Origin of the sequence: Kribbella sp. NPDC051770 (assembly GCF_040681455.1) — a bacterium.
GTDB lineage: Bacteria > Actinomycetota > Actinomycetes > Propionibacteriales > Kribbellaceae > Kribbella.
On the sequence record NZ_JBFAYT010000013.1, the window covers coordinates 46,829 to 66,601 of the forward strand.

Here is a 19,773-nt window from a genome sequence, read left to right on the forward strand (position 1 = left end):
GAAGGTTATCCGGTACCGACCACCCGCTTACCATGTGTTGTGCTCGCAACTGCTCCGGTGCTGTTCTCCGCCGACCGCGATTCCTACGAGCTCGCGGTGCGGGAGATCCGGGAGGAGTTCGGCCGCGAGGTCCGGATCGAGCGGGTCAGCGCCGACCTCGGCCGGATCACCGACAACGCCCCGCCGGTCGCCGACCTGGCCGCGGCCTGCGACACCGGCCGGATCGTCTTCGTCCGGCACCTGACCGTCGAGATCGCGAGCTTCCCGCCGGACGACGTACCGCCCGCGCACGAGCTCGCCGAGCTGATCCTCGCCGAGCTGCCGAAGCATCCCCAGGCGCTCGCCGTCCAGACCTGGACCGACGGCGCGGGGACCGGCGGCACCTACTACCACCTGCTCGACGAGGCGCTCGGCGCCCGCGGGATCGCGGTCTCGCGGGCCGAGCAGGACGTCGTCGTCTCCTGCTTCGTCTCCCAGCGCCAGGTGCTGATCGGGCTCAACCGCCTCGCCGACAGCCTCGCGGACTGGCCGGGCGGCCGGATGCGGCTGGCCCGCTCGGACGACCGCGTGTCGCGCTCGGAGTTCAAGCTCGAAGAGGCGATCCGGACCTTCCACCTCGGGCTGAAGCCGGGCGGCAAGGGCCTCGACCTGGGCGCCAGCCCGGGCGGGTGGACGCGGATCTTGCGCCAGTACGAGCAGGAGGTCTGGTCGGTCGACCCCGGCGCGCTCGACCCGCGGCTGGACTCCGACCGCCGGATCCACCACGTGGCGACGACAGCCGGCGAGTTCTTCCGCCGCAACGACGTGCGCTTCGACGTGGTCGTGAACGACATGCGGATGGACCAGGTGATGAGCGCGCGGGTGATGCTCGACGCCGTACCGCACCTGCGCCGCGGCGCGCTCGCCGTCGTCACGCTGAAAGGCGGCGGCCGCAACCCGCTGGACGCCGCCCGCCGCGGGATGGACGTCCTGGCCAAGGAGTACGACGTACTGCACGCCCGCCAGCTGCACCACAACCGCCGCGAGATCACCGTGGTCGCCCGCGCCCGCTGACCGCCGTCCACAACCGGGACCGGCAACACCCAGCCGGGGCCTCGAACAGGTTATTGCCTGTCCCAGGCCCCCAACAGGTGTTCAAGGCCCCGCCGGCCGGGCCCGCGGTTAGGGTGCCGTCATGGTCCAGGCGACGATGACGCTGCTGATCGGCCTGCCCGGGTCGGGCAAGACGACGCTGGCCAAGCAGCTGGAGGCCGAGCGCGGAGCGCTGCGGCTGACGCCGGACGAGTGGATGAGCCCGCTCTTCGGCGCCGGCGAGCACCAGGGTCGGCGCTGGGTGCTGGAGTCGGAGCTGCTCTGGAGCGTCGCCGCCCGGGTGCTGACGCTGGGGATCGACGTGATCCTCGACTACGGCTGCTGGTCGCGCGACGAGCGTGAGCTGTTCCGCGAGCGGTCCGCGGAACTGGGCGCCCGGACCGAGATGATCGTGCTCGACCTGCCGCTCGACGTGCTCTGGAAGCGGCTCGACGCCCGCAACCAGGTCGCGCCGGCCAACACCTTCCACATCACCGAGCGGGAGCTGCGGTCCTGGGACGAGCTGTTCGAGCGTCCGACCGCGGACGAACTCGCCGGCTACACGACGTACGCCGTACAACAGCAGTAGGCGCCCGGGACATCCCGGACGCCTACGAGGCCCTGCACGGAGACCGGCTCTCAGGGAGCCGGAAGAGTACTAGCCGACGACGCGCTGGACCTTGCCCGCCTTGATGCAGGAGGTGCAGACCTTCAGCTTGGTCGGGGTGCCCTTGATGACCGCCAGGAACGGCTGAATGTTGGGGTTGAACCGTCGCGGCGTACGCGCCTTGACCCGGCGGATCATCGCGCCCTTACCCAGCCGGGCAACACTGTTGCCGAACGTCGGCTGCTTGCCGCAAACATCGCACTTCTTAGACATGATTCTCCGTGGTCAAGGGTGTTCAGGGTCGTACGCCGACAGACCATGTTACACAGCGTCTGTGGAGCCGACCAAACCGGTCAGTCCGCCGTGAGCCAGGCCACTTCCTCGTCGGTGAGCTGCACCGACAGTCCCGGCAGTGAGGTACGGGTCTCGCTGATCTGCCGCGGCCCGATCAGCGGAAACACAGGATACGGCTGATGGAGCAGCCACGCCAACGCGATCGCCGTCGGCTCGACGTTCTTGGCCTTGGCGAGCTCCCGCGCGCGGTCCAGCCGCCGGAAGTTCTCGTCGGAGTAGAAGCAGCGCACCAGCTCCTCGTCCGAGGTGTCCTCCGGCTTCGCCCGGCCGGTGAAGAACCCGCGAGCCTGACTCGACCACGGGAACAGCGCGACCTGGCGCTCCCGCAGCCACGCCTGCGACTCGTCGTCGCTGACGTGCCGGCAGCCCTTCCACGGTACGTCGTACGCCCGGGCCAGGCTGAGGTGATTGCTCAGCAGCGTCAGCGGCTGCTTGCCGTTCGCCTTGGCGTACTCGTTCGCCTCGTCGAAGCGCGCGGTGGTCCAGTTCGACCCACCGAACGCCTTGAACCGGCCCGCCCGGAACTGCTCGTCCATGGCGTCGACGAACTCCCCGACCGGGATCTCCTCGTTGTCGCGGTGCATCAGGTACAGGTCGACGTGGTCGGTCTGCAGCCGCTGCAGGCTCTCCTCCAGCTGTCGGCCGATCGACTCCGGGTCGCAGTGCGGCGTGTGCGCACCCTTGCCGATGACAACCACCTCGTCGCGGTTGCCGCGGGTCTTCATCCACTGCCCGAGGAGCCGCTCGCCACGCCCGCCGCCGTAGATGTACGCCGTGTCGAACGTCGTCCCGCCGCGCTCGACGAAGTCGTCGAAGATCGTCGCGGCGTGCGGCAGCGTGTTCTGGTTGTCGACGCCCATCACCAGCCGGGAGACCTGCTTGTCCAGGCCGGGCACGGTCCCGTACGTCATCGGGGCGTCGTCGCGCCGGGCCAGCGGCCGGCCGGTCGCGGTCGGTACGGCGGCGTCGTCGCGCTCGCTCGCGTACTGCTGGCCGATCAGCTTGCGCCACTCGTCCTGGACCTCGAGGTTGCCCAGGGTGTCGGCCCAGGTCATCTCCGGGGCCTGCCGGGCGGCGATCCCGGCCGCCACGGCGTCCGCCTCGGCGGCGTAGATGTAGGCCGGCTCCGCGGAGATGTCCCGCGGCTCCTGCCCGATCTTGTGCACGGTGACGTGGGTCGGCTTGCCGTCGCCGCCGAACCACGGGTCCTCGACGACGATGAACCCGTCGCTGCCGAGGATCTTGACCAGCGGCTCGTCCTTCAGCCGGACGCCGGTCTGCACCTGGGCGGTCAGCCCGCTGTCGAAGAACAGCGTCGCCACCGCCCACTCGTCGACCCCGGTCTCGCCGACGTTGCCGGCCGCGGTCACCGCGGCCGGGTCGGCGAACGGCTGACCGGTCGCGGCACCCGCGATCAACCGGGCGTACGAGACCGGGTACCCGCCGACGTCGAGGATGCCGCCGCCGGCCAGCTCGTCGGCGAAGATCCGGCTCTCGGCCCGGAACTGGGCCTGGAACGCGAACGACGCCTGGATCTGGTGCACGGCCCCGATCTCGCCGTCGCGGATCAGCTGCGCGACCAGCTTGGTCTGCGGCAGGCAGCGGTACATGTACGCCTCCATCAGGAAGACGTCGTTGCGCACCGCGGCCTCGATCATCGCCGCCGCCCAGGACCGGTTGATCGCCAGCGGCTTCTCGCACAGCACGTGCTTACCGGCCTCGGCGGTCTTGATCGCCCACTCCGGGTGCAGCGGGTGCGGCGTGGCGATGTAGACCGCGTCGACGGTGTCGTCGGCGAGCAGTTCCTCGTACGACGCGTGCCGGTGCGGGATCGAGTACTTGTCCCCGAACGCGTCGGCCGACTCCTGGCTGCGGCTGCCGACCGCGGCCAGCACACCGGTGGACGAGGACGGGATCTGACTGGCGAACCGGGACGCGATGTTGCCGGTCCCCAGGACTCCCCAGCGAATCTTGTCTTGTGACACGTAGGCCCCTTGTGAAGTGGTCGATCAGAATTTCATGGCGCCGGCGGCGATGTCGGCGATGAAGTGCCGGCCCCCGATGATGAAGACCCCGATCAAGGGGATCACGCTCATCAGGGCGCCCGCCATCACCATGCTGTAGTCGGTGCCGTACACACCGTTCAGCTGCTGGAGGGCGACCTGGAGGGTGAGCCGGTTCGGGTCCGTCATCACGATCAGCGGCCAGAGGTAGTCGTTCCAGACGTTGATGAAGGTGAAGATGCCGAGAAAGGCCAGACCGGGCCGCAGCACCGGCAGGCCGACGGTGAGGTACTGCCGGAAGAAGCCGGCGCCGTCGACCTTGGCGGCCGAGATCAGTTCGTCGGGGATCGCGCCCTTGGCGTACTGGCGCATCCAGAAGATCCCGAACGCGTTCGCCGCGCCCGGGATGATGAGGGCCTTCAGCGACCCGATCCAGCCGAACTCCGCCAGCGTCACGAACTGCGGGACCAGCGCGAGCTGGGACGGGATCATGAAGGTGACCAGCAGGATCCCGAACAGCAGGTTCCGGCCGGGGAACTCGTACTTGGCGAACGCGAACGCCGCCAGCGAGTCGAAGAACAGCACCAGGACGGTGACCCCGAGGGAGGCGAACAGCGTGAGCAGCATCGCCCCGAAGAAGTCGATGTTGTCCAGCACGTTGCGCATGTTCTCCAGCAGGTGCGACCCGACCAGCAGCTTCGGCGGGTAGGTGAAGATGTCCGGCGTCGTGTTCGACGCCATCACCAGCATCCAGTAGAACGGGAACAGCGAGACCAGGACGCCGAGCAGCAGCACGACGTGGCTGGTCACCTCACGGACTCGTTCAGTGCGCATCGGCGTACTCCTTCCCGGCCTTCTCCGCGGCGATCTTGCGCTGCGCCCGGCGGGCCGCCCGCTTGGTGATCCGTTCGTCGTCGTTGCCGCCGATCAAGCGCCAGTTGATGATCGAGAAGAGCACGATCAGGATGAACAGCGCCCAGCCGACGGCCGCGCCGTACCCGAACTGGTTGGCGCCGAAGGCGTTGTCGTACAGGTAGGACACGATCGTCAGACCGCCGTCGCCCGGGCCGCCGATCGAGCCGCTGGCGCCGAACAGCACCTGCGACTCGGTGAAGATCTGCAGCCCGCCGATCGTCGAGGTGACCGCGGTGAACAGGATCACCGGGCGCAGCAGCGGGACGGTGATCTGCCAGAACTGCTGCCGCTTCGAGGCGCCGTCGACCTTGGCCGCCTCGTAGATGTCGGACGAGATCGCCTGCAGGCCGGCCAGGAAGATGATCGCGTTGTAGCCGGTCCAGCGCCAGGCGACGATGGTGGCGATCGCGATCTTGATCCCCCAGGGCTGGCTGAGCCACTCGATCTTGTCCAGCCCGATCGAGGTCAGGAACGCGTTCAGCAGCCCGAAGTTGTTGCTGAACACCGAGCCGAACACCATCGTCACCGCGACCACCGAGGTGATGTTGGGGATGAAGTAGGCGATCCGGTAGAAACTGCGGAACCGGGTCGCGTTGTGCAGCGCGTTCGCGATCAGCAGCGCCAGCAGCAGCATCGGGACCGTCGAGAGCACCCAGATGATCAGGGTGTTGGTGATCGACTTCCAGAACGTCGGGTCGGTGAACAGGTAGCTGTACTGCTCCAGCCCGACCCACTTCATCTGGCCGATGCCGTCCCAGGAGTGGAACGAAAGCCAGATCGAGAAGAACACCGGGAAGGCGCCGAAGATCGCGAACAGGATGAAGAACGGCGACACCGCGGCGTACTGGGGGAAGGCCTGCCGGAACCTGTTCGGCGGCTTGCTCGGGCCGTCGTCGGTGACCCGGACGGCCGCCGGGGAGCGGAGTGCGTCGCTGACGGCCATCTCAGATCGCCCCCACCCTGGTCAGCTCCCGGTCGACCAGGTGCTGGGCGTCGCGCCAGGCCTGGTCCGAGCTCTTGGCGCCGATCTCGACGTTGACCAGCTCGGCGGTGATCGGCTTGTTGATGATCGAGTCGTACGGGCTGAAGTAGGTGCCGGGGTACTTCTTGGCCGACTCCGCGAAGACGTCGACGATCTTCTGGCCGCCGAAGAACTCGTCCGGGTCGTTCATCTTCGGGTCGTCGTAGCTGGCCGGCGTGGACGGGAACAGCACCGGGTCGAGGAACGACTGGGCCTGGCTCTTGGCCGACTCCAGCCAGGTGATGAACGCGAACGCGGCCTCGGGGTCCTTGCAGTACTTCGTGATCGCCAGGAACGAGCCGCCGCGGTTGCCCGGCCCACCAGGTGCCGGGGTGACGCGCCACTGTCCCTTGCTGTCCGGCGCCGCGTTCTTCGGGCCGAGCTGGGCCCACCAGACCGCGCCGACGAAGGCGGCGAGCCGGCCGTTGGTGATGACGGCGTTGGCGTCGGTGCTGCCGTTCTGCGCGTTGGCCGACAGCCCTTCCTTGACCACCTGCACCGACAGGTCCCAGGCCTCGCGGATGTGGTCCTGGTCGCCGATGTACTTGCCGTCAGGCGTCATGTAGCGCTGCGGCAGCTGGGCGAGCCGGTAGGCGTACGTCGAGGTGATGTTGTCGGTGATCGCCGAGCCGGGCACGGCCTGCTTCAGCTTCTTGCCGAGCTCGATGTAGGCGGGCCACTCGGCCGCCGCGGCGGCGACGTCACCGGGCTCGGTCGGCAGGCCGGCCTTGGCGAAGATGTCCCGGCGGTAGAACAGCGCGGTCGGGCCGGTGTCCATCGGGAAGGCCATCATCCGGTTGTCCGGGGTGATGCCGAGCTTCCACTTCCACTCCAGGAAGTCGCCCTTGACCTTGTCCGCGCCCAGCTCGTGCAGATCCAGGAACTGGTCGGCGTTCGGGAAGTACGTCGCGACGTCGTCGTTCAGGCCGACGATGTCGGGGACCATCGACTTGCCGGCCAGCGAGGTCAGCAGCTTGGTCTTGTAGTCGCCGCCGATCCGGGTCAGCGCGATCTTCTTGCCGGTCGCGCCGGGGATGCCCTTGGCCGCCTGGGCGATCAGGTCGTCGTTCACCGAGCCGGTCCAGGCCCACAGGCTGAGCTCGTCGTGGGCCCCGAGCGAACTGCGCGAGCCGCACCCGGTGAGGCCCGTGGTCGCGGCGGCGACGCCTCCCGCGGTCAGGCTCAGGAACTTCCGTCTGGTCAGAGTCATGCGCCTCACCGGGCTCTCTGTGTTCGATTGCGCCAGAAGTTGTTCACAAGTGTTCAGACGGCCTCAAGGTAAGCGCATACCAACTGAACCGGTCAAGGGGTCAGGTCCCCTGTGCCTGAATCGGCCAAACCCGGTGTCTCGGTGCTCGGAGCGCGGCTGGTCGCCCGGGGGCGCCGCGGGTTGACCATGGGTTGGCCGGGGCGCCGCGGGTCGGCCGGGCGGCTGCTTGGATGGTGGTATGCGTATCGATGCGGTGCTGTTCGACGCCGACGGCGTGATCCAGGAACCGACCGTCGACTGGCAGGCCACACTGGCGGCCTTCGTCGGCCCCGGCCGGTCGGCCGACGAGTTCGTGCTCGACCTGATCGCCTCGGAGGCCCCGTCGATCGCCGGCCAGGGCGACTTCCACGACGCCGTGGCCGCCGTACTGGAGCGCTGGGAGGTGACGACGCCGATCGGCGAGGTGCTGGGGCTGTGGGAGCGGTTCGCCGCCGTACCGGAGGCGATCGCGGTCGTCCAGGAGCTGCGGGCGGCCGGCGTACCGTGTCACCTGGCGACCAACCAGCAGTCGTACCGGCGCACGATCATGAACGACGAGCGCGACTACGGGCAGTGGTTCGACCGGTCGTTCTACTCCTGCGACCTCGGGCTGGCCAAGCCGGACCCGGCGTACTTCAAGACGATCCTGCGCGCGATCGACCTGCCGCCGTCGGCGGTGCTGTTCGTCGACGACAACGAGCGGAACGTGGAGGGCGCGCGGGAGGCGGGGCTGCACGCCGAGCTGTTCCACCTGTCGAGCGGCGTACCGGTGTTACGCGGGCTCCTGCACTCGTACGGGCTGCCGGTCGCGACTGACGAGCCAGAGGATCGCCAGCAGGGGTAGGGGGATCAGGAAGGCTGTCCGGAGGTCCAGCCAGCCGGCGAGTGCGGCCAGCGCGGTCGGCGCCAGGAGGATCGCCGTACCGGAGGCCAGTGCGCCGAGTGCCGCCAGGCGAGCTGGATTGATGCCGGGGATGGCGACGAGGGCGGCGATGTTGAGCGGGTAGAGGGGCGCTACGCCGAGGCCTGCTATGAGGAGGCCTGCCGCTACTGCTGCTGGTTGGTTGAAGAGGCAGACGAGCAGGGTGCCGGTGGTTGCCAGTAGTGCTGCTGGGACCAGGGGCGACCAGCCGCGCCAGTTGATGGGGCCGATCGCTCTGCCGGCCGCCATCCCGATCGGGAAGGCACTGCCGAGCAGCGCTGCGGTGGACATCGGCACACCGGTCGCCGCGAGCCGGGCGACCGCCCAGACGACGAAGCAGAACTCGACGGCGACAGCCAGTACGACGCGCAGCCAGCCTTTGAGGATTTGACCTGCCGGCGCCCGGTCAGCTTCCTCATGAATCGGAGCGTCTCCGGACCCGGCGAGGGCCGCCAGTACCAGCAGCGGCGGTACTGCGGCCAGCAGCGCGATCCGCCCGGTGGCGCCGAGCGCGTCGACCCCTCCGATCGCCAGCGGGGCAAGGATCCCGGTGGCGCTGGAGACGGCGTTGACCCTGGTCAGCCGAGCCGCGGCCGTCGGCCCGTGCAGCAGCAGCGGCGCGACGAGGACGAGCAGCGCACCGCCGACGCCGATCAGCAGCCCACCTGCGACCGCCACTGCGAACCCGTGCGCCAGCGCCAGCGCTGCTGCGCCCACCGCACACAGCAGCGAGCCGGCCCGCAGGACTGTCCCGATGTGGAAGCTCCGCAGCAGCAACGGCCCGATCACGGCAACGATCAGCAGCCCGACGGCGAACGCTGAGGAGAGGATCGCCAGCTGGTCGGTGGATTTGCCGAGGTCCCTGGCGAGTACGGCGATCGAAGCGCCCAGCCCGGCGAGCAGGAAGCCGAGCGCCGAGAGGGCCAGCCCGATCCGCAGGTCGACCCGGCTCATCGCAGCCTGCCAGTCGACGTAGCTCCACCCACCCCGCTCACAGCAGCGCGGCGAGCTGGTGCAGGTCCGTCAGCGCGAGATCACCCTGCAGCCCTTTCAGCCCAGCGGTGTAAGCACCCGCCGCCTTGCCGGCCGCGAGCCCGACCTCGGCGTCCTCCACCACCAGGCAGTGCTCCGGCCGCACGCCCAGCAGCTCCGCACCGCGCAGATACCCCTCAGGATCCGGCTTCCCGTGCGCAACGTCCTCGATCGTCACCAGCACCTTCGCCTCGATCCCCGCCGCCCCCAGCCGAGCCTCGGCAAGCCGCTGATCCGCACTGGTGACAACCGCCCACGGAATCCCCCGCCGCTCCAGCAGCGCGAGCAACTCGTGCGCCCCAGGAGTAGGAACGACATCCACCAGATCGTCGTACTGGAGCTCGTGCTGCCGCAGCGCAGCCTCAGCCCGTCGAGCCAACTCGAGATCCGGCCGAACCCGAGCGACAACCGACGCCGCCGGGCTCCCGTGCGCAACAGCAAGCACCTGCGCCGCGTCAACGCCGTACTCATCAGCCCAGGTAGTCCAGGCCCGCTCGACCGCGGCGTCGGAGTCGACCAGCGTGCCGTCCATGTCGAACAGCACCGCGTGGATGTCCCGTGGATTCACAACCGCCTCCATTAAGCTCGTCCTCCGAGGATAACCTGGAGATGATCGTGAGCAGAAGAGGTCAGTGGCAGACCGCGTCCGACGTCCTGTCCCTGGTGAGCCGCCAACCCGGCATCACCCGCGCTGCCGTGGCCAAGACCCTGAGACTCAGTACCGGTTCTGCGACTGAGGTCACCGCCCGCCTCCGCGACTTGCAACTCCTCAGCGAACTCCCCGCCCCCATCCAGGGCCGCGGTCGCCCGACCACCGTCCTCACCGCACACCCCCAGGGCCCGGTAGTGCTAGCTCTAGAGATCCGCCAAGGCGGCTGGCGCAGCGGCGTCGTCGCCCTCGACGGCTCCCTCCAGCAGCTCCCACCCCGCCAGCACCAAGCCCGCCGCCCAGCCCCCGTCCTCGCAGCACTCCGCGATGCAGTCGCTGAAGCCGCCAGCCGGTACGGCGACCGCCTGCAAGCAGTAGCCCTCGCCGTACCGGGCACTGTCCGCGGCCAAGAGCTGCTGCAGGCCTCAACCCTCTCCTGGAACGACGTAGACCTCTCCCCAGTAGTCGAGGACACCGGGCTCTACCTGCTCACCGGCAACGACGCCACCCTCGCCGGAGTAGCCGAAGCCCGCACCGGCGCCGCCGCCGGAGCCGGCACGGCTCTCCACCTCATCGTCGAGGTAGGCATCGGCGGCACCCTCCTCCTGGACGGCGTCCCAGTAGCCGGAGCCAGTGGCACAGCAGGCGAGTACGGCCACACCCCGTACGGCGACCGCTCGGTCCGCTGCCCCTGCGGCGCCCGAGGCTGCTGGGACCTGGAGATCGACGGCCGAGCCCTGGCGCGCCACCTCGGCGAGCCGGAGCCGGAGGATCCCTACGGGTATGCGGACACCCTTCTCCAGACTCCCAATTCTCCCGCTGTCCAGGCTGCCCTCGACTCCGTCAACGAAGCCCTCGGCGCAGGCATCGCCGGCCTCGTCAACGTGCACGACCCTTCAGTCATCACCCTCGGCGGCCTGGCCGTCCCCCTCCGCGCCGCAGCACCGACAGCCTTCGCCGCGGCGTACGAGGACAACCTGATGACCTTCCACCGGGCCACTCCCCCGCCGGTGCTCGACGCCGCCCACCCCACCGACGGCGTCCTGCGCGGCGCCGGAGCCCTCGGCCTCGACCACCTCACCTCGGAAGCGTCGCTCACCGCCTGGGCAGCCACGCACTAGCCGCTCGTACGCGCGCTAGCCCGCGTTCACGTCCTCCTCGATCGCATTGATGTCCCGCACGACAACGCTCTCGCCCTGCTCGACACCGGCGACCTCTTCCGCGGTCTCCTCGACCACCGGCTTCGGCGCCGGCACGATCGGCGGCTCCACCTCCGCGAGGATCTCGATGATGTCGTGCCGATGATGCTGGATCTCGTGCGCCGTGTGCCGCACGATCCAGCTCAGCGACCGCGGCGCCCGGACCGGGTAGTTGTACAACCCCAACCGCCCCAGCTCCTGCGGCGTCAGCACCCGCGCCGCGGCACCGAACTCGCGCGCGAACTTCATCACCGCCGCCCCGACCTCGACCGGGTTCTGGAACTCGTACTTCTCCTGCTTCACCCGCCCGGTCCGGTCCATCGGCGCGTACACCGGCCGGTCCTCGGCCAGGCACTGCGCGATCCGCAGCCGCTGCACCTCCAGCACGTCCCGCACGTGGCACGCGTACTCGATCGCCGACCACACCTCCGGCTCCGGCCGCAGCCGGACCACGTCCGGGTCCGGCCCCGCCGCCGCCTTGGTCAGCGCCATCGCCGCCTCCGCGGCCTGGCGGACCAGCAGCGTCACGGTGCCCTGCAGGTCACCCGTGCCGTAGTTGAACCCGCACTGCTCACACAGCCCGTCGACCGGCGGCTGCTGCTTGCTCACTGACCACTCCCTCGGAACTGCCACGCGTGATCCACCGGCCCGATCCCTCCACCCAGGGCGAACCCGTGGGCGACCGCACCGCTGATGTACTCCTTCGCCGCACCTACTGCCGACGGTACGTCGTACCCGCGCGCCAGGTACGACGCGATGGTGCTGGCCAGCGTGCAGCCGGTCCCATGCGTGTGCCGGTTGTCCGCACGCGGCGCACTGAACTCCTGCCGGGCACCGGGCCCGTGCAGCACATCAGTAGCCAGGTCACCGTCATCATGCCCGCCCTTGACGAGCACCCAGGACGCACCGGTGTCCAGCAACGTCTTGGCGGCCAGCTCACGGTCCTCCAGCGTCCGCAGCTCCACACCGGCGACAGGACCCAGCTCGGTGAGGTTCGGCGTCAGTACGGTCGCCAGCGGCACGATCTCCGACCGGACAGCCTCCATCGCCTCAGCACCGAGCAGCGGGTCGCCGTGCTTCGACACCGCCACCGGGTCGACCACCACCGGCACCTCCGGCGGCAGCGTGCGCAGCAGCGCCGCGACGACTCGCACCATGTCCGCGGAGGCGAGCATGCCCGTCTTCACCACGTCCACGCCGATGTCGTCGACCACGCTGCGGAACTGCGCCTGCACCTGCTCGGCCGGCAGCTCCCAGGCACCCTGGACGCCGAGGCTGTTCTGCGCGGTGATCGCCGTGAGCACGCTCATCCCGTGCACGCCGTTGGCCAGCATCGCCTTCAGGTCGGCCTGGATCCCGGCTCCACCACCGGAGTCGGACCCGGCGACGGTGAGCACTCTGGGCGGGGCGGACGTCATCTGTCTGGCTCCTGTTCAACTCGTGAAGTGGGCGTGACCGGCGACGGACCCGAACAGCTCCCCGTCCACCGTCACCGTCCCGGCCGGCACCGTTTGATTGCCCTCAGCAACCGTCCCGACCACCGTCCACCCGTCCGGTACGTCGGCCGGCTCGAACGTCCCGACCAGCGCGTGGTCCTCGCCACCGGTCAGCACGAACGTCAGCGCGTCGAGCCCGGTCGCGGCGGCGACCGCCTGCAGCGGCTCCGGGACGGCCAGCGCCTGGGTGCGGACGTCGATCACCACCTGACTCGCCTCGGCGATGTGCCGCAGGTCCGCGATCAGCCCGTCGCTCACGTCGCACATCGACGACGCGCCCGCGAGCGCGGCGCGCGGGCCCTCGGCGTACGGGGGTTGTGGCCGGCGGTGCGCGTCGACGACGGTCCGCGGCGAGCGGAAGCCGCGCGTCAGCACGGCGTACCCGGCCTCGGCCCACCCGAGCCGCCCCGCGACCGCGAGCTCGTCGCCCGGCCGCGCGCCGGACCGCAGTACGGGCTTCCGGCCGTCGAGCGAACCGAACGCGGTCACCGACACCAGGATCTTCTCCGACTGCACCGTGTCGCCGCCGACGATGCTCGCGCCGACCAGCTCGGCCTCGTCGGCGAGCCCCTGGTTCAGTTCGATCGCCCACGCCGTCGGCAGGTCCGCGGGCCCACCGAACCCGACCACCAGCGCCGTCGGGCGAGCACCCATCGCGACCACGTCCGCGAGGTTCTGCGCCGCGGCCTTGCGGCCCACGTCGTACGCCGAAGACCAGTCCTGCCGGAAGTGCCGGCCCTCGACGAGCAGGTCGGTGGTGATCACCATCCGCCCGTCCGGCACCGCCACCACCGCCGCGTCGTCCCCCGGCCCGACCAGGACGTCCTCACTCCTGGACAGCCCCCGGGTGACGGCCGCGATCAGCCCGAACTCCCCGGTAGTGCCCAACGTCTCTGTCACGTGTTAGACCTCCCATATCGCCGCAGTGAGTCTAGGACGTGTCTGGCATATCCCCGCAGTCGCGAGCAGTTGCTCGGTGCGGTAGCTCGGCGTGCTGGCGTGAAGGCCTCGATGTTTTTCCATCGTGGCCTTTGCGCCAGTGCGCCGAGGTGCCGTGCCGAGTGACGCGCAGCACGCGGGGATATGCCAGACACGTCCGAGGCGGTACGGTGACGTGGCAACGACGAGTACGCCCGGCCGCTCTGCAGTACTGTGACCGGTGCCCGCTGAGGACGACTGAGTGGAGAACGACGTGGTGGTCCAGGCCTACATCCTGATCCAGACCGAGGTCGGCAAGGCCGCCGACGTCGCAGCGCAGATCGCCGAGGTCCAGGGCGTCACCCTGGCCGAGGACGTCACCGGCCCGTACGACGTGATCGTCCGCGCCGAAGCCCGCAACGTCGACGAACTCGGCAAGCTGGTCGTCGCCCGGGTCCAGAACGTCCCCGGCATCACCCGCACCCTGACCTGCCCCGTCGTCCACATCTGACCATCAACCGGTCCCCCCTGACCCCCGCACCGGCCGGTCAGCACCACAAGCACGCCGTACGGCCCGAGCCGCGCGCCCTCGCCACCATCCGCGCAGGGCGCGCGCTCGCCACGCCCCGCGCAGGGCGCGCCGCCGCACTCCGCTCGGCATTGCGCGTAGCGCTGACCACCGCCCTCCTGGCCGCCCTCACCTCCTGCGGCTCCGACCCGGTCCCGATCGCGGTCCCCGAGCCCGCCCCCGAGGTCAGCGACGCCTGCGCACCCCTCATCAAGGCCCTCCCCGCGAAGATCCTCGACGCCGATCCCCGCTCGACGACGCCGGAGAGCCCGCTCACCGCGGCGTACGGCGACCCACCCATCGAAATCACCTGCGGCGTCTCCCCACCCGCCGGCATGGCCCAAGCCCAGTCCCAGTGCTTCGAGGTCAACGGCGTCGGCTGGTTCGCCAAGGAAGCCTCGAACGGCGTCATCTTCACCACCATCGGCCGCAAGCTGTACGTCGAAATCGCCGTCCCGAAGAAGTACACCCCCGAGGCGAACGCCCTCACCGACGTCTCCGACACGATCAAAACCCACAACCAGCTGATCACCCCCTGCACGTAGCAAACGGAGTTTCCGCATCCAGCCGTGCACCAACCTCCGCACTGACCCGACGTCGAAGGCGGAGCTGCCACTCCCAGCCGCGCGACAACGAGCAAGAATCCCCCAGCAGGCCGCAGCAAAGCGGAGCCACCGACACCCACCACTGATCAACCCCCACCACCCCGGTCCAATCAGTCTCGCTCAGGCGGGACCGCCAGCCTGTGCCGCCGCTTGGTCAGTGGTGGGCGTCGATCACTGTCACTCCACCACTCACTAACCTCGCGCCCGACCCCCCTGAAGGCCCGCATCCGAGCGGGGCGCACCGGCGGCCCGAGCGCCAGCGCGACACTTACTGAGTGCTGCACGTCCGCTGCCCCGAGCGTTCCCACGCGCGCCCCGTCCGCGAGGTGACGCTCCGTCCTCGACCGCCGGGGCGGCTCGAAGACCCGGTTCACGGCTGGAAGCGGAACCTCCGTATTTCCTCCGCGGACTCATGTCCGGTTCCGCGTGGGGGCGTCGACCTACTGGGTGAGAGGCGCCACAGTGGTGTCACTCGCTACCCGAGGAGATGGCATGAAGTACATGATCCTGACTTACGCGTCGCAGACCGACTACGACGGCATGGCCGGAAAGGACACCGGCAAGCCGGCCTGGACCGAGGCGGACTTCATGGCGATGGGCGCGTTCATGGAGAAGTTCAACGCCGACCTGGCCGAGTCCGGTGAACTGGTCGAGACCCGCGGCCTCGCCGCGCCGGTGCTGACCCGCCGGATCGGGTCGAAGAACGGCGAGTCGGTCGTCACCGACGGCCCGTACGCCGAAACGCAGGAGGTACTCGCCGGCTACTGGATCGTCGAGTGCGACTCCTTCGACCGCGCGGTCGAGATCGCCTCCCGCCTCGGCGACACGCCGGCCCCGGAACACGTACGAGCCACGGCGTACGCCGACATCCGCCCGGTCGTCGAAGGACGCGACGACATGCTCGCCTGATGAACCACCCCACGGACCTCCCGCCCGCCGAGCCAACCGGCGGCCCGGGAGACCCGGCCGGACCAGACAGCGGTGCGGGAGCACCCGGCCAGTGGGACGCGGGCGCATCGGCCGGGCCGACCGCCGGTGCAACTGCACCCGCCGAGTCGACCGCGGACGTGGAAGCGCTCGCCGAGCCGAGCAGAGGTGAAGCAGCGCTCAGCGAGCCCGCAGGAGATACGGGAACCCGCGCCGGGCCGACCGCCGGTGCGGGGGCGCCCGCCGAGCAGGGCGCGGGAACACCGACCGCAGATTCCGGGGCACCCACCGCACAGGTCGCGGGCGCACCGGCCGAGCGGAGGGCAGGAGCACCGGCCGACCCGATTGCAGGCACAGGAGCGCCCGCCGAGCAAGGCGCCGGTGCGGGAGAACCTGCCGAGCTGACCGCAGGAGCGGCTGCACCCACCGAGCCGACCGGGGACACGGACGCCTCCGCCGAGCCGATCGCGCGCGCGGGATACGCGGCCGGGCCGGACAGCGGTGCGGCAGCGCGCAGGGAGCCCGCGAGAGACGCGGGAACACCCGCCGGGCCGGTCGCTGGCACGGGAGCACCCGCTGCGCGGTTCGCCGGTGCCGGAGCCCCGTCGGAGTCGATCGTAGGTGTGGAAACGCCCGTCGAGCCGGCCGTCGGTGCAGGAGTGCCCACCGAGCGGGTCGGAGGAGCGGGAGTACAGGCGGAGCCGGACGTCAGTGCGGGAGCGCCAACCGAGACGACCGAGTCGGCCGAGGAACTCCTGCGGCAGCTGGCGCCGCGGGTGCTTGGGGCTCTCGTACGCCGGTACGGGCACTTCGACACTGCGGAGGACGCCGTGCAGGAGGCCCTGTTGGCGGCTGCCAAGCAGTGGCCGGTGGATGGGTTGCCGGACAACCCGCGGGGATGGCTGGTGACTGTGGCCTCGCGGCGGCTGACTGATTTGTTGCGGGCGGAGCAGGCTCGGTTGCGGCGGGAGCAGCAGGTGGCGCAGTGGATGGTGGTGCCGCAGGAGCCGGTGGCTGATTCTGATGACACGTTGATTCTGCTGTTTCTTTGCTGTCATCCGTCGCTTTCGGCGTCGTCTCAGATCGCGCTTACTCTTCGCGCGGTTGGCGGTCTGACGACGAGCGAGATCGCGCGGGCGTTTCTGACCACCGAGGCGACGATGACTCGGCGGATCACTCGGGCCAAGCAAACCGTGAAGGCGAGTGGGGCGCGGTTTTCGTTGCCGCCTGATCATGCTGATCGGCTCGGTGCCGTGCTGAAGGTCGTCTACCTGATCTTCAACGAGGGGTACGCCAGTACGTCGGGGGCGCAGCTGCATCGGGTCGAGTTGGCTTCGGAGGCGATCCGGCTCGCTCGGATGCTGCACGAACTGCTGCCGGACGATCCGGAGGTCGTCGGGCTGCTCGCGTTGATGCTGCTCACCGACGCGCGGAGGCCCGCCCGCACCAGCGCGTCCGGTGAGCTGATCCCGATGGACGAGCAGGATCGCGGGCTCTGGATCCGGCCGGCGATCGACGAAGGGATCGCGCTGATCACCGCGGCGCTCCCGCGCGGCCCGCTCGGGCCGTACCAGCTCCAGGCCGCGATCGCCGCCGTTCACGACGAGGCGCCGACCGCCGCCGAGACGGACTGGCCGCAGATCGCCGCCCTGTACGGCGTACTGCTGCAGCTCACCGACAACCCGATGACCGCGCTGAACCACGTCGTCGCCGTCGCCATGTCCCAAGGCCCCGAGGCCGGCCTCAAGCTGCTCGCCACCATCGACGAAGACCCCAGGCTCACCGTCGACCATCGCCTGTACGCCGTCCGTGGGCATCTGCTGGAGATGTCCGGCAACCCGGGCGCCGCGCGAGCGGCGTACGAGCGCGCGGCCGAGCTCGCCACGAGCGTCCCGCAGCAGCGGTATCTGAACAAGAAGCTCGCCGGTCTCTGACTCTGACTCCCCAACAACTGTTTGACAGTCGCAAGCGCCGCGGGCATCCTTCCCCCCAAGACTTGTTGGGGAGTGAGGACAGGCGATGACGGACGACGACATCAAGGAGCTGCGGGCCGGGGCGCACCCGGTGCGGCTGCGGATCATGTCGCTGCTCACCGGTACGGCGATGAGCGCTGCCGAGGTGGCGCGCGAGCTGGACCTGACGCACGCCAACGCGTCGTACCACCTGCGCTTGTTGTTCGAGTCCGGCGCGATCGTCGAGGCCGGCGAGGAGCGGATCCGCGGCGGGGTCGCGAAGCGCTACCGCTACCCGCACGAGCACCGCGGCGAGCGCCGCAAGCACGGCGTCACCCAGAGCCGCGTCGCCGAGCTGCGCGCCCTCGCCCGCGAGGTCGAGCGCCGCCTGCGCTTCCGCAAACGGGCCGGACGCAACCACTTCAGCGACATCGAGGCCTGGGTCACGCCGGAGGTCTCCGACCAGGTGCGAGCGTTGCTGAAGGAGGCGTCAGCGCTGATCCACGACAGCAACCAACCACCCCGTACGCCGGGCACAGTGCACGTCAGCGCCACCTCCTGGATCTTCGAGATGACCCGGAGGACCAAGTCGTGAAAGGCGCCCTCGCACCGCTTCGTGAGTCGAACTTCCGCTACTACTGGCTGGCCCGCCTCATCGACCGCGCCGGTACGACGATGGCCGGCGTCGCGCTCGCGTTCGCGGTGCTGGAGGTCAGCAGCTCGGCCTCCGCCCTCGGGACGGTGCTGGCCGCGCAGAGCATCCCCCTGGTCGTCTTCCTGCTCGCGGGTGGCGTCCTGGCCGACCGGTTTGGACGGACCGTGGTGATCCAGGTGACGAACGTCGCCTCCGGTCTTAGCCAGCTCGCGATCGCCGTCCTGGTGATCACCGGCACCGCCGAGATCTGGCACCTCGCAGTGCTCTCGGCGGTCAGCGGTACGGTCACCGCCGCTCGGATGCCGGCGCTGGCCGGCATCCTCCCCCAGCTGGTCCCCCGCGACCAGCTCAAGCCGGCGAACCTGGCCGTCGCCGTTCCTGAGAACGCGTTGATGGTCCTCGGACCAGCGGTCAGCGGATTGCTGGTGGTGGCTGCCGGGCCCGGGTGGGCGCTCGCGGTCGACGGTACGACGTACCTGCTCGCTGCACTTGTGCTGACCCGCGTCCGCATCCCGCGTCCGGTGGAAGGCCGGCAGCGCAAGGGTGTCGCCGCCGACCTGCGCGAGGGCTGGAGCTACGTCCGCTCGACCCAGTGGTTGTGGGTGGTGGTCGCCGCGTTCTTCCTGCTGAACGCGATCGTCAGCGGCGCGTTCGCCACGCTGGGTCCGGTGCTCGCGACGCGCACCGACCTCGGCGAGGCCGGGTGGGGGCTGATCCGCTCGGCGCAGGCGGTCGGCTTCCTGGTCTGCTCGCTGGTACTGATCCGGCTGACCCTGCGCCGACCGCTGCTGTGGGGCATGATCGCGATCGCCGTCCAGGGCGCGCCGATGCTCGTGCTCGGCTTCCAGCCGCTGCTGGTCACCGCGATGATCGCCGCGTTCGCCGCCGGGGTCGGCAGCCAGATCTTCGGCCTCGGCTGGGACCTGGCGATGCAGGAACACGTGCCGGACGAGATGCTCTCGCGCGCGTACTCCTACGACATGCTCGGCTCGGTGGCGGCGATCCCGATCGGCCAGCTGGCGTTCGGGCCGCTCGGGCTGGCGTTTGGGATCCAGCCGGTGATGATCGTCGCCGGTACGGCGTACGTCGTGGTCGCGCTACTCCCGCTGCTGTCCCGGTCGGTGCGCGAACTGCCGCGCGCGACGACGGTGAGCGTCTGAGTCGCGCGAGGGGGCGAGGGCCCGGGAGAGGCGGGGCGAGAACCAGCGTGAGCCCATTCGGGCGGGGCGGGTGTGAGCCCGCCCAGGCGAAGCACGCGGGGGCGGGACGGGTATAAGTCCGCTCAGGCGAAGAGGCGCGGAGCTGGTCGGGAGCCAGCGCGAGCCCGCTCAGGCGAAGAGCGGCACGGCGGGCCGGGAGCCAGCGTGAGCCCGCTCGGGCGGGGAAAGGCGAGGGCCGGTGTGAGCCCGCTCGGGCGGGGCGGGAGCGATCGCGACCCGCTCGGCGAGGAGATGCGGGACGAGAGGGGCGGGGGCGGAAGCCGGCGCGAGCCCGCTCGGGCGGAGAGACGTGGGCGGGCACGGAAGCCGGCGTGAGCCCGCTCGGGCGGAGAGACGTGGGCGGGGACGGAAGCCCGCGTGAGCCCACCCGAGCGGGGAGAGGCAGGCGGGAGCCAGCGTGAGCCTGCTCG

At 70.0% G+C, this 19,773-nt stretch carries 20 protein-coding genes; 10 read left to right on the plus strand and 10 right to left on the minus strand.

Translation table 11 applies throughout. The features are described from left to right. Nucleotides 1–39 precede the first annotated feature (39 nt). Together AB0M01_RS32810 and AB0M01_RS32815 are read left to right on the plus strand one after the other, a co-directional pair. A complete protein-coding gene (locus AB0M01_RS32810) occupies nt 40–1,053 on the plus strand; it encodes an SAM-dependent methyltransferase (protein ID WP_363676363.1) in 1,014 nt (337 codons plus the stop codon). Nucleotides 1,054–1,174: 121 nt separating this feature from the next. Further along, the gene (locus AB0M01_RS32815; RefSeq protein ID WP_363676364.1) at nt 1,175–1,660 is read left to right on the plus strand and encodes an AAA family ATPase; all 486 of its coding nucleotides are present in this window, start codon (nt 1,175–1,177) and stop codon (nt 1,658–1,660) included. A gap of 69 nt (nt 1,661–1,729) precedes the next feature. Here the strand turns inward: AB0M01_RS32815 and rpmB are convergent, their stop codons facing one another. From rpmB to AB0M01_RS32840, 5 genes are all read right to left on the minus strand, one after another. Then, entirely contained in the window at nt 1,730–1,951 is a 222-nt protein-coding gene (gene rpmB, locus AB0M01_RS32820; RefSeq protein ID WP_077012774.1) for a 50S ribosomal protein L28, read from the minus strand. An 80-nt stretch (nt 1,952–2,031) separates the two neighbouring features. After that, nucleotides 2,032–4,017: an aldo/keto reductase gene (locus tag AB0M01_RS32825; RefSeq protein ID WP_363676365.1), complete on the minus strand. Its 1,986-nt coding sequence runs from the start codon at nt 4,015–4,017 to the stop codon at nt 2,032–2,034. A gap of 24 nt (nt 4,018–4,041) precedes the next feature. Beyond that, nucleotides 4,042–4,869, minus strand: a complete 828-nt coding sequence (locus AB0M01_RS32830) for a carbohydrate ABC transporter permease (RefSeq protein ID WP_363676366.1) — start codon at nt 4,867–4,869, stop codon at nt 4,042–4,044. Continuing rightward, complete coding sequence (locus tag AB0M01_RS32835) at nt 4,859–5,893, minus strand: sugar ABC transporter permease (protein WP_363676367.1); 1,035 nt, start codon at nt 5,891–5,893, stop codon at nt 4,859–4,861. The genes AB0M01_RS32830 and AB0M01_RS32835 overlap by 11 nt, the downstream gene beginning before the upstream one ends. 1 nt (nt 5,894) lies before the next feature. After that, a complete protein-coding gene (locus AB0M01_RS32840; protein ID WP_363676368.1) occupies nt 5,895–7,181 on the minus strand; it encodes an ABC transporter substrate-binding protein in 1,287 nt (428 codons plus the stop codon). Nucleotides 7,182–7,419: 238 nt separating this feature from the next. On the opposite strand from AB0M01_RS32840, the gene AB0M01_RS32845 reads away from it, so the two are divergent. Continuing rightward, a complete protein-coding gene (locus AB0M01_RS32845; RefSeq protein ID WP_363676369.1) occupies nt 7,420–8,064 on the plus strand; it encodes an HAD-IA family hydrolase in 645 nt (214 codons plus the stop codon). Here AB0M01_RS32845 and AB0M01_RS32850 read toward each other — a convergent pair. Beyond that, nucleotides 7,993–9,096, minus strand: coding sequence for an MFS transporter (locus tag AB0M01_RS32850; protein ID WP_363676370.1), 1,104 nt, complete (start codon nt 9,094–9,096; stop codon nt 7,993–7,995). The genes AB0M01_RS32845 and AB0M01_RS32850 overlap by 72 nt on opposite strands. Before the next feature lie 37 nt (nt 9,097–9,133). Further along, nucleotides 9,134–9,742, minus strand: coding sequence for an HAD-IA family hydrolase (locus AB0M01_RS32855; RefSeq protein ID WP_363676371.1), 609 nt, complete (start codon nt 9,740–9,742; stop codon nt 9,134–9,136). 41 nt (nt 9,743–9,783) lie between these two features. On the opposite strand from AB0M01_RS32855, the gene AB0M01_RS32860 reads away from it, so the two are divergent. After that, nucleotides 9,784–10,944: an ROK family protein gene (locus AB0M01_RS32860; RefSeq protein WP_363676372.1), complete on the plus strand. Its 1,161-nt coding sequence runs from the start codon at nt 9,784–9,786 to the stop codon at nt 10,942–10,944. A gap of 15 nt (nt 10,945–10,959) precedes the next feature. Here AB0M01_RS32860 and AB0M01_RS32865 read toward each other — a convergent pair whose 3' ends face one another. From AB0M01_RS32865 to AB0M01_RS32875, 3 genes are read right to left on the minus strand one after another with little or no spacing between them, the layout of a single operon-like run. Beyond that, on the minus strand, nt 10,960–11,631 hold the full coding sequence (locus AB0M01_RS32865; RefSeq protein ID WP_363676373.1) for a DinB family protein: 672 nt from the start codon (nt 11,629–11,631) through the stop codon (nt 10,960–10,962). Continuing rightward, on the minus strand, nt 11,628–12,440 hold the full coding sequence (thiD, locus tag AB0M01_RS32870) for a bifunctional hydroxymethylpyrimidine kinase/phosphomethylpyrimidine kinase (RefSeq protein WP_363676374.1): 813 nt from the start codon (nt 12,438–12,440) through the stop codon (nt 11,628–11,630). Before thiD ends, AB0M01_RS32865 begins: the two co-directional genes overlap by 4 nt. 15 nt (nt 12,441–12,455) lie before the next feature. Then, nucleotides 12,456–13,418, minus strand: coding sequence for a thiamine-phosphate kinase (locus tag AB0M01_RS32875; RefSeq protein ID WP_363676375.1), 963 nt, complete (start codon nt 13,416–13,418; stop codon nt 12,456–12,458). 295 nt (nt 13,419–13,713) lie between these two features. On the opposite strand from AB0M01_RS32875, the gene AB0M01_RS32880 reads away from it, so the two are divergent. The 6 genes from AB0M01_RS32880 (at nt 13,714) to AB0M01_RS32905 (ending at nt 19,303) form a co-directional block, all read left to right on the plus strand. Further along, on the plus strand, nt 13,714–13,947 hold the full coding sequence (locus AB0M01_RS32880) for an Lrp/AsnC ligand binding domain-containing protein (RefSeq protein ID WP_041290445.1): 234 nt from the start codon (nt 13,714–13,716) through the stop codon (nt 13,945–13,947). 149 nt (nt 13,948–14,096) lie between these two features. Beyond that, nucleotides 14,097–14,549 (plus strand): DUF3515 domain-containing protein, encoded by a 453-nt coding sequence (locus AB0M01_RS32885; protein ID WP_363676376.1) that lies wholly within the window; start codon nt 14,097–14,099, stop codon nt 14,547–14,549. A 552-nt stretch (nt 14,550–15,101) separates the two neighbouring features. Further along, nucleotides 15,102–15,518, plus strand: coding sequence for a YciI family protein (locus AB0M01_RS32890; protein WP_363676377.1), 417 nt, complete (start codon nt 15,102–15,104; stop codon nt 15,516–15,518). Between the two features lie 773 nt (nt 15,519–16,291). Further along, nucleotides 16,292–17,470: a DUF6596 domain-containing protein gene (locus AB0M01_RS32895; protein ID WP_363676485.1), complete on the plus strand. Its 1,179-nt coding sequence runs from the start codon at nt 16,292–16,294 to the stop codon at nt 17,468–17,470. Nucleotides 17,471–17,555: 85 nt separating this feature from the next. After that, complete coding sequence (locus tag AB0M01_RS32900; protein ID WP_363676378.1) at nt 17,556–18,083, plus strand: helix-turn-helix domain-containing protein; 528 nt, start codon at nt 17,556–17,558, stop codon at nt 18,081–18,083. Then, nucleotides 18,080–19,303 carry an MFS transporter gene (locus tag AB0M01_RS32905; protein WP_363676379.1) on the plus strand — a complete coding sequence of 408 codons (1,224 nt, stop codon included), beginning with the start codon at nt 18,080–18,082 and terminating at the stop codon, nt 19,301–19,303. The genes AB0M01_RS32900 and AB0M01_RS32905 overlap by 4 nt, the downstream gene beginning before the upstream one ends. The last annotated feature ends 470 nt before the right edge of the window (nt 19,304–19,773 follow it).

Excerpts from the sequence above, each read along its gene's own strand:
- AB0M01_RS32815 (WP_363676364.1), top strand. The coding sequence starts at position 1,175 with ATGGTCCAGGCGACGATGACGCTGCTGATCGGCCTGCCCGGGTCGGGC.
- rpmB (WP_077012774.1), bottom strand. The coding sequence starts at position 1,951 with ATGTCTAAGAAGTGCGATGTTTGCGGCAAGCAGCCGACGTTCGGCAAC.
- AB0M01_RS32830 (WP_363676366.1), bottom strand. The coding sequence starts at position 4,869 with ATGCGCACTGAACGAGTCCGTGAGGTGACCAGCCACGTCGTGCTGCTG.
- AB0M01_RS32835 (WP_363676367.1), bottom strand. The coding sequence starts at position 5,893 with ATGGCCGTCAGCGACGCACTCCGCTCCCCGGCGGCCGTCCGGGTCACC.
- AB0M01_RS32840 (WP_363676368.1), bottom strand. The coding sequence starts at position 7,181 with ATGACTCTGACCAGACGGAAGTTCCTGAGCCTGACCGCGGGAGGCGTC.
- AB0M01_RS32845 (WP_363676369.1), top strand. The coding sequence starts at position 7,420 with ATGCGTATCGATGCGGTGCTGTTCGACGCCGACGGCGTGATCCAGGAA.
- AB0M01_RS32850 (WP_363676370.1), bottom strand. The coding sequence starts at position 9,096 with ATGAGCCGGGTCGACCTGCGGATCGGGCTGGCCCTCTCGGCGCTCGGC.
- AB0M01_RS32860 (WP_363676372.1), top strand. The coding sequence starts at position 9,784 with ATGATCGTGAGCAGAAGAGGTCAGTGGCAGACCGCGTCCGACGTCCTG.
- thiD (WP_363676374.1), bottom strand. The coding sequence starts at position 12,440 with ATGACGTCCGCCCCGCCCAGAGTGCTCACCGTCGCCGGGTCCGACTCC.
- AB0M01_RS32890 (WP_363676377.1), top strand. The coding sequence starts at position 15,102 with ATGAAGTACATGATCCTGACTTACGCGTCGCAGACCGACTACGACGGC.
- AB0M01_RS32900 (WP_363676378.1), top strand. The coding sequence starts at position 17,556 with ATGACGGACGACGACATCAAGGAGCTGCGGGCCGGGGCGCACCCGGTG.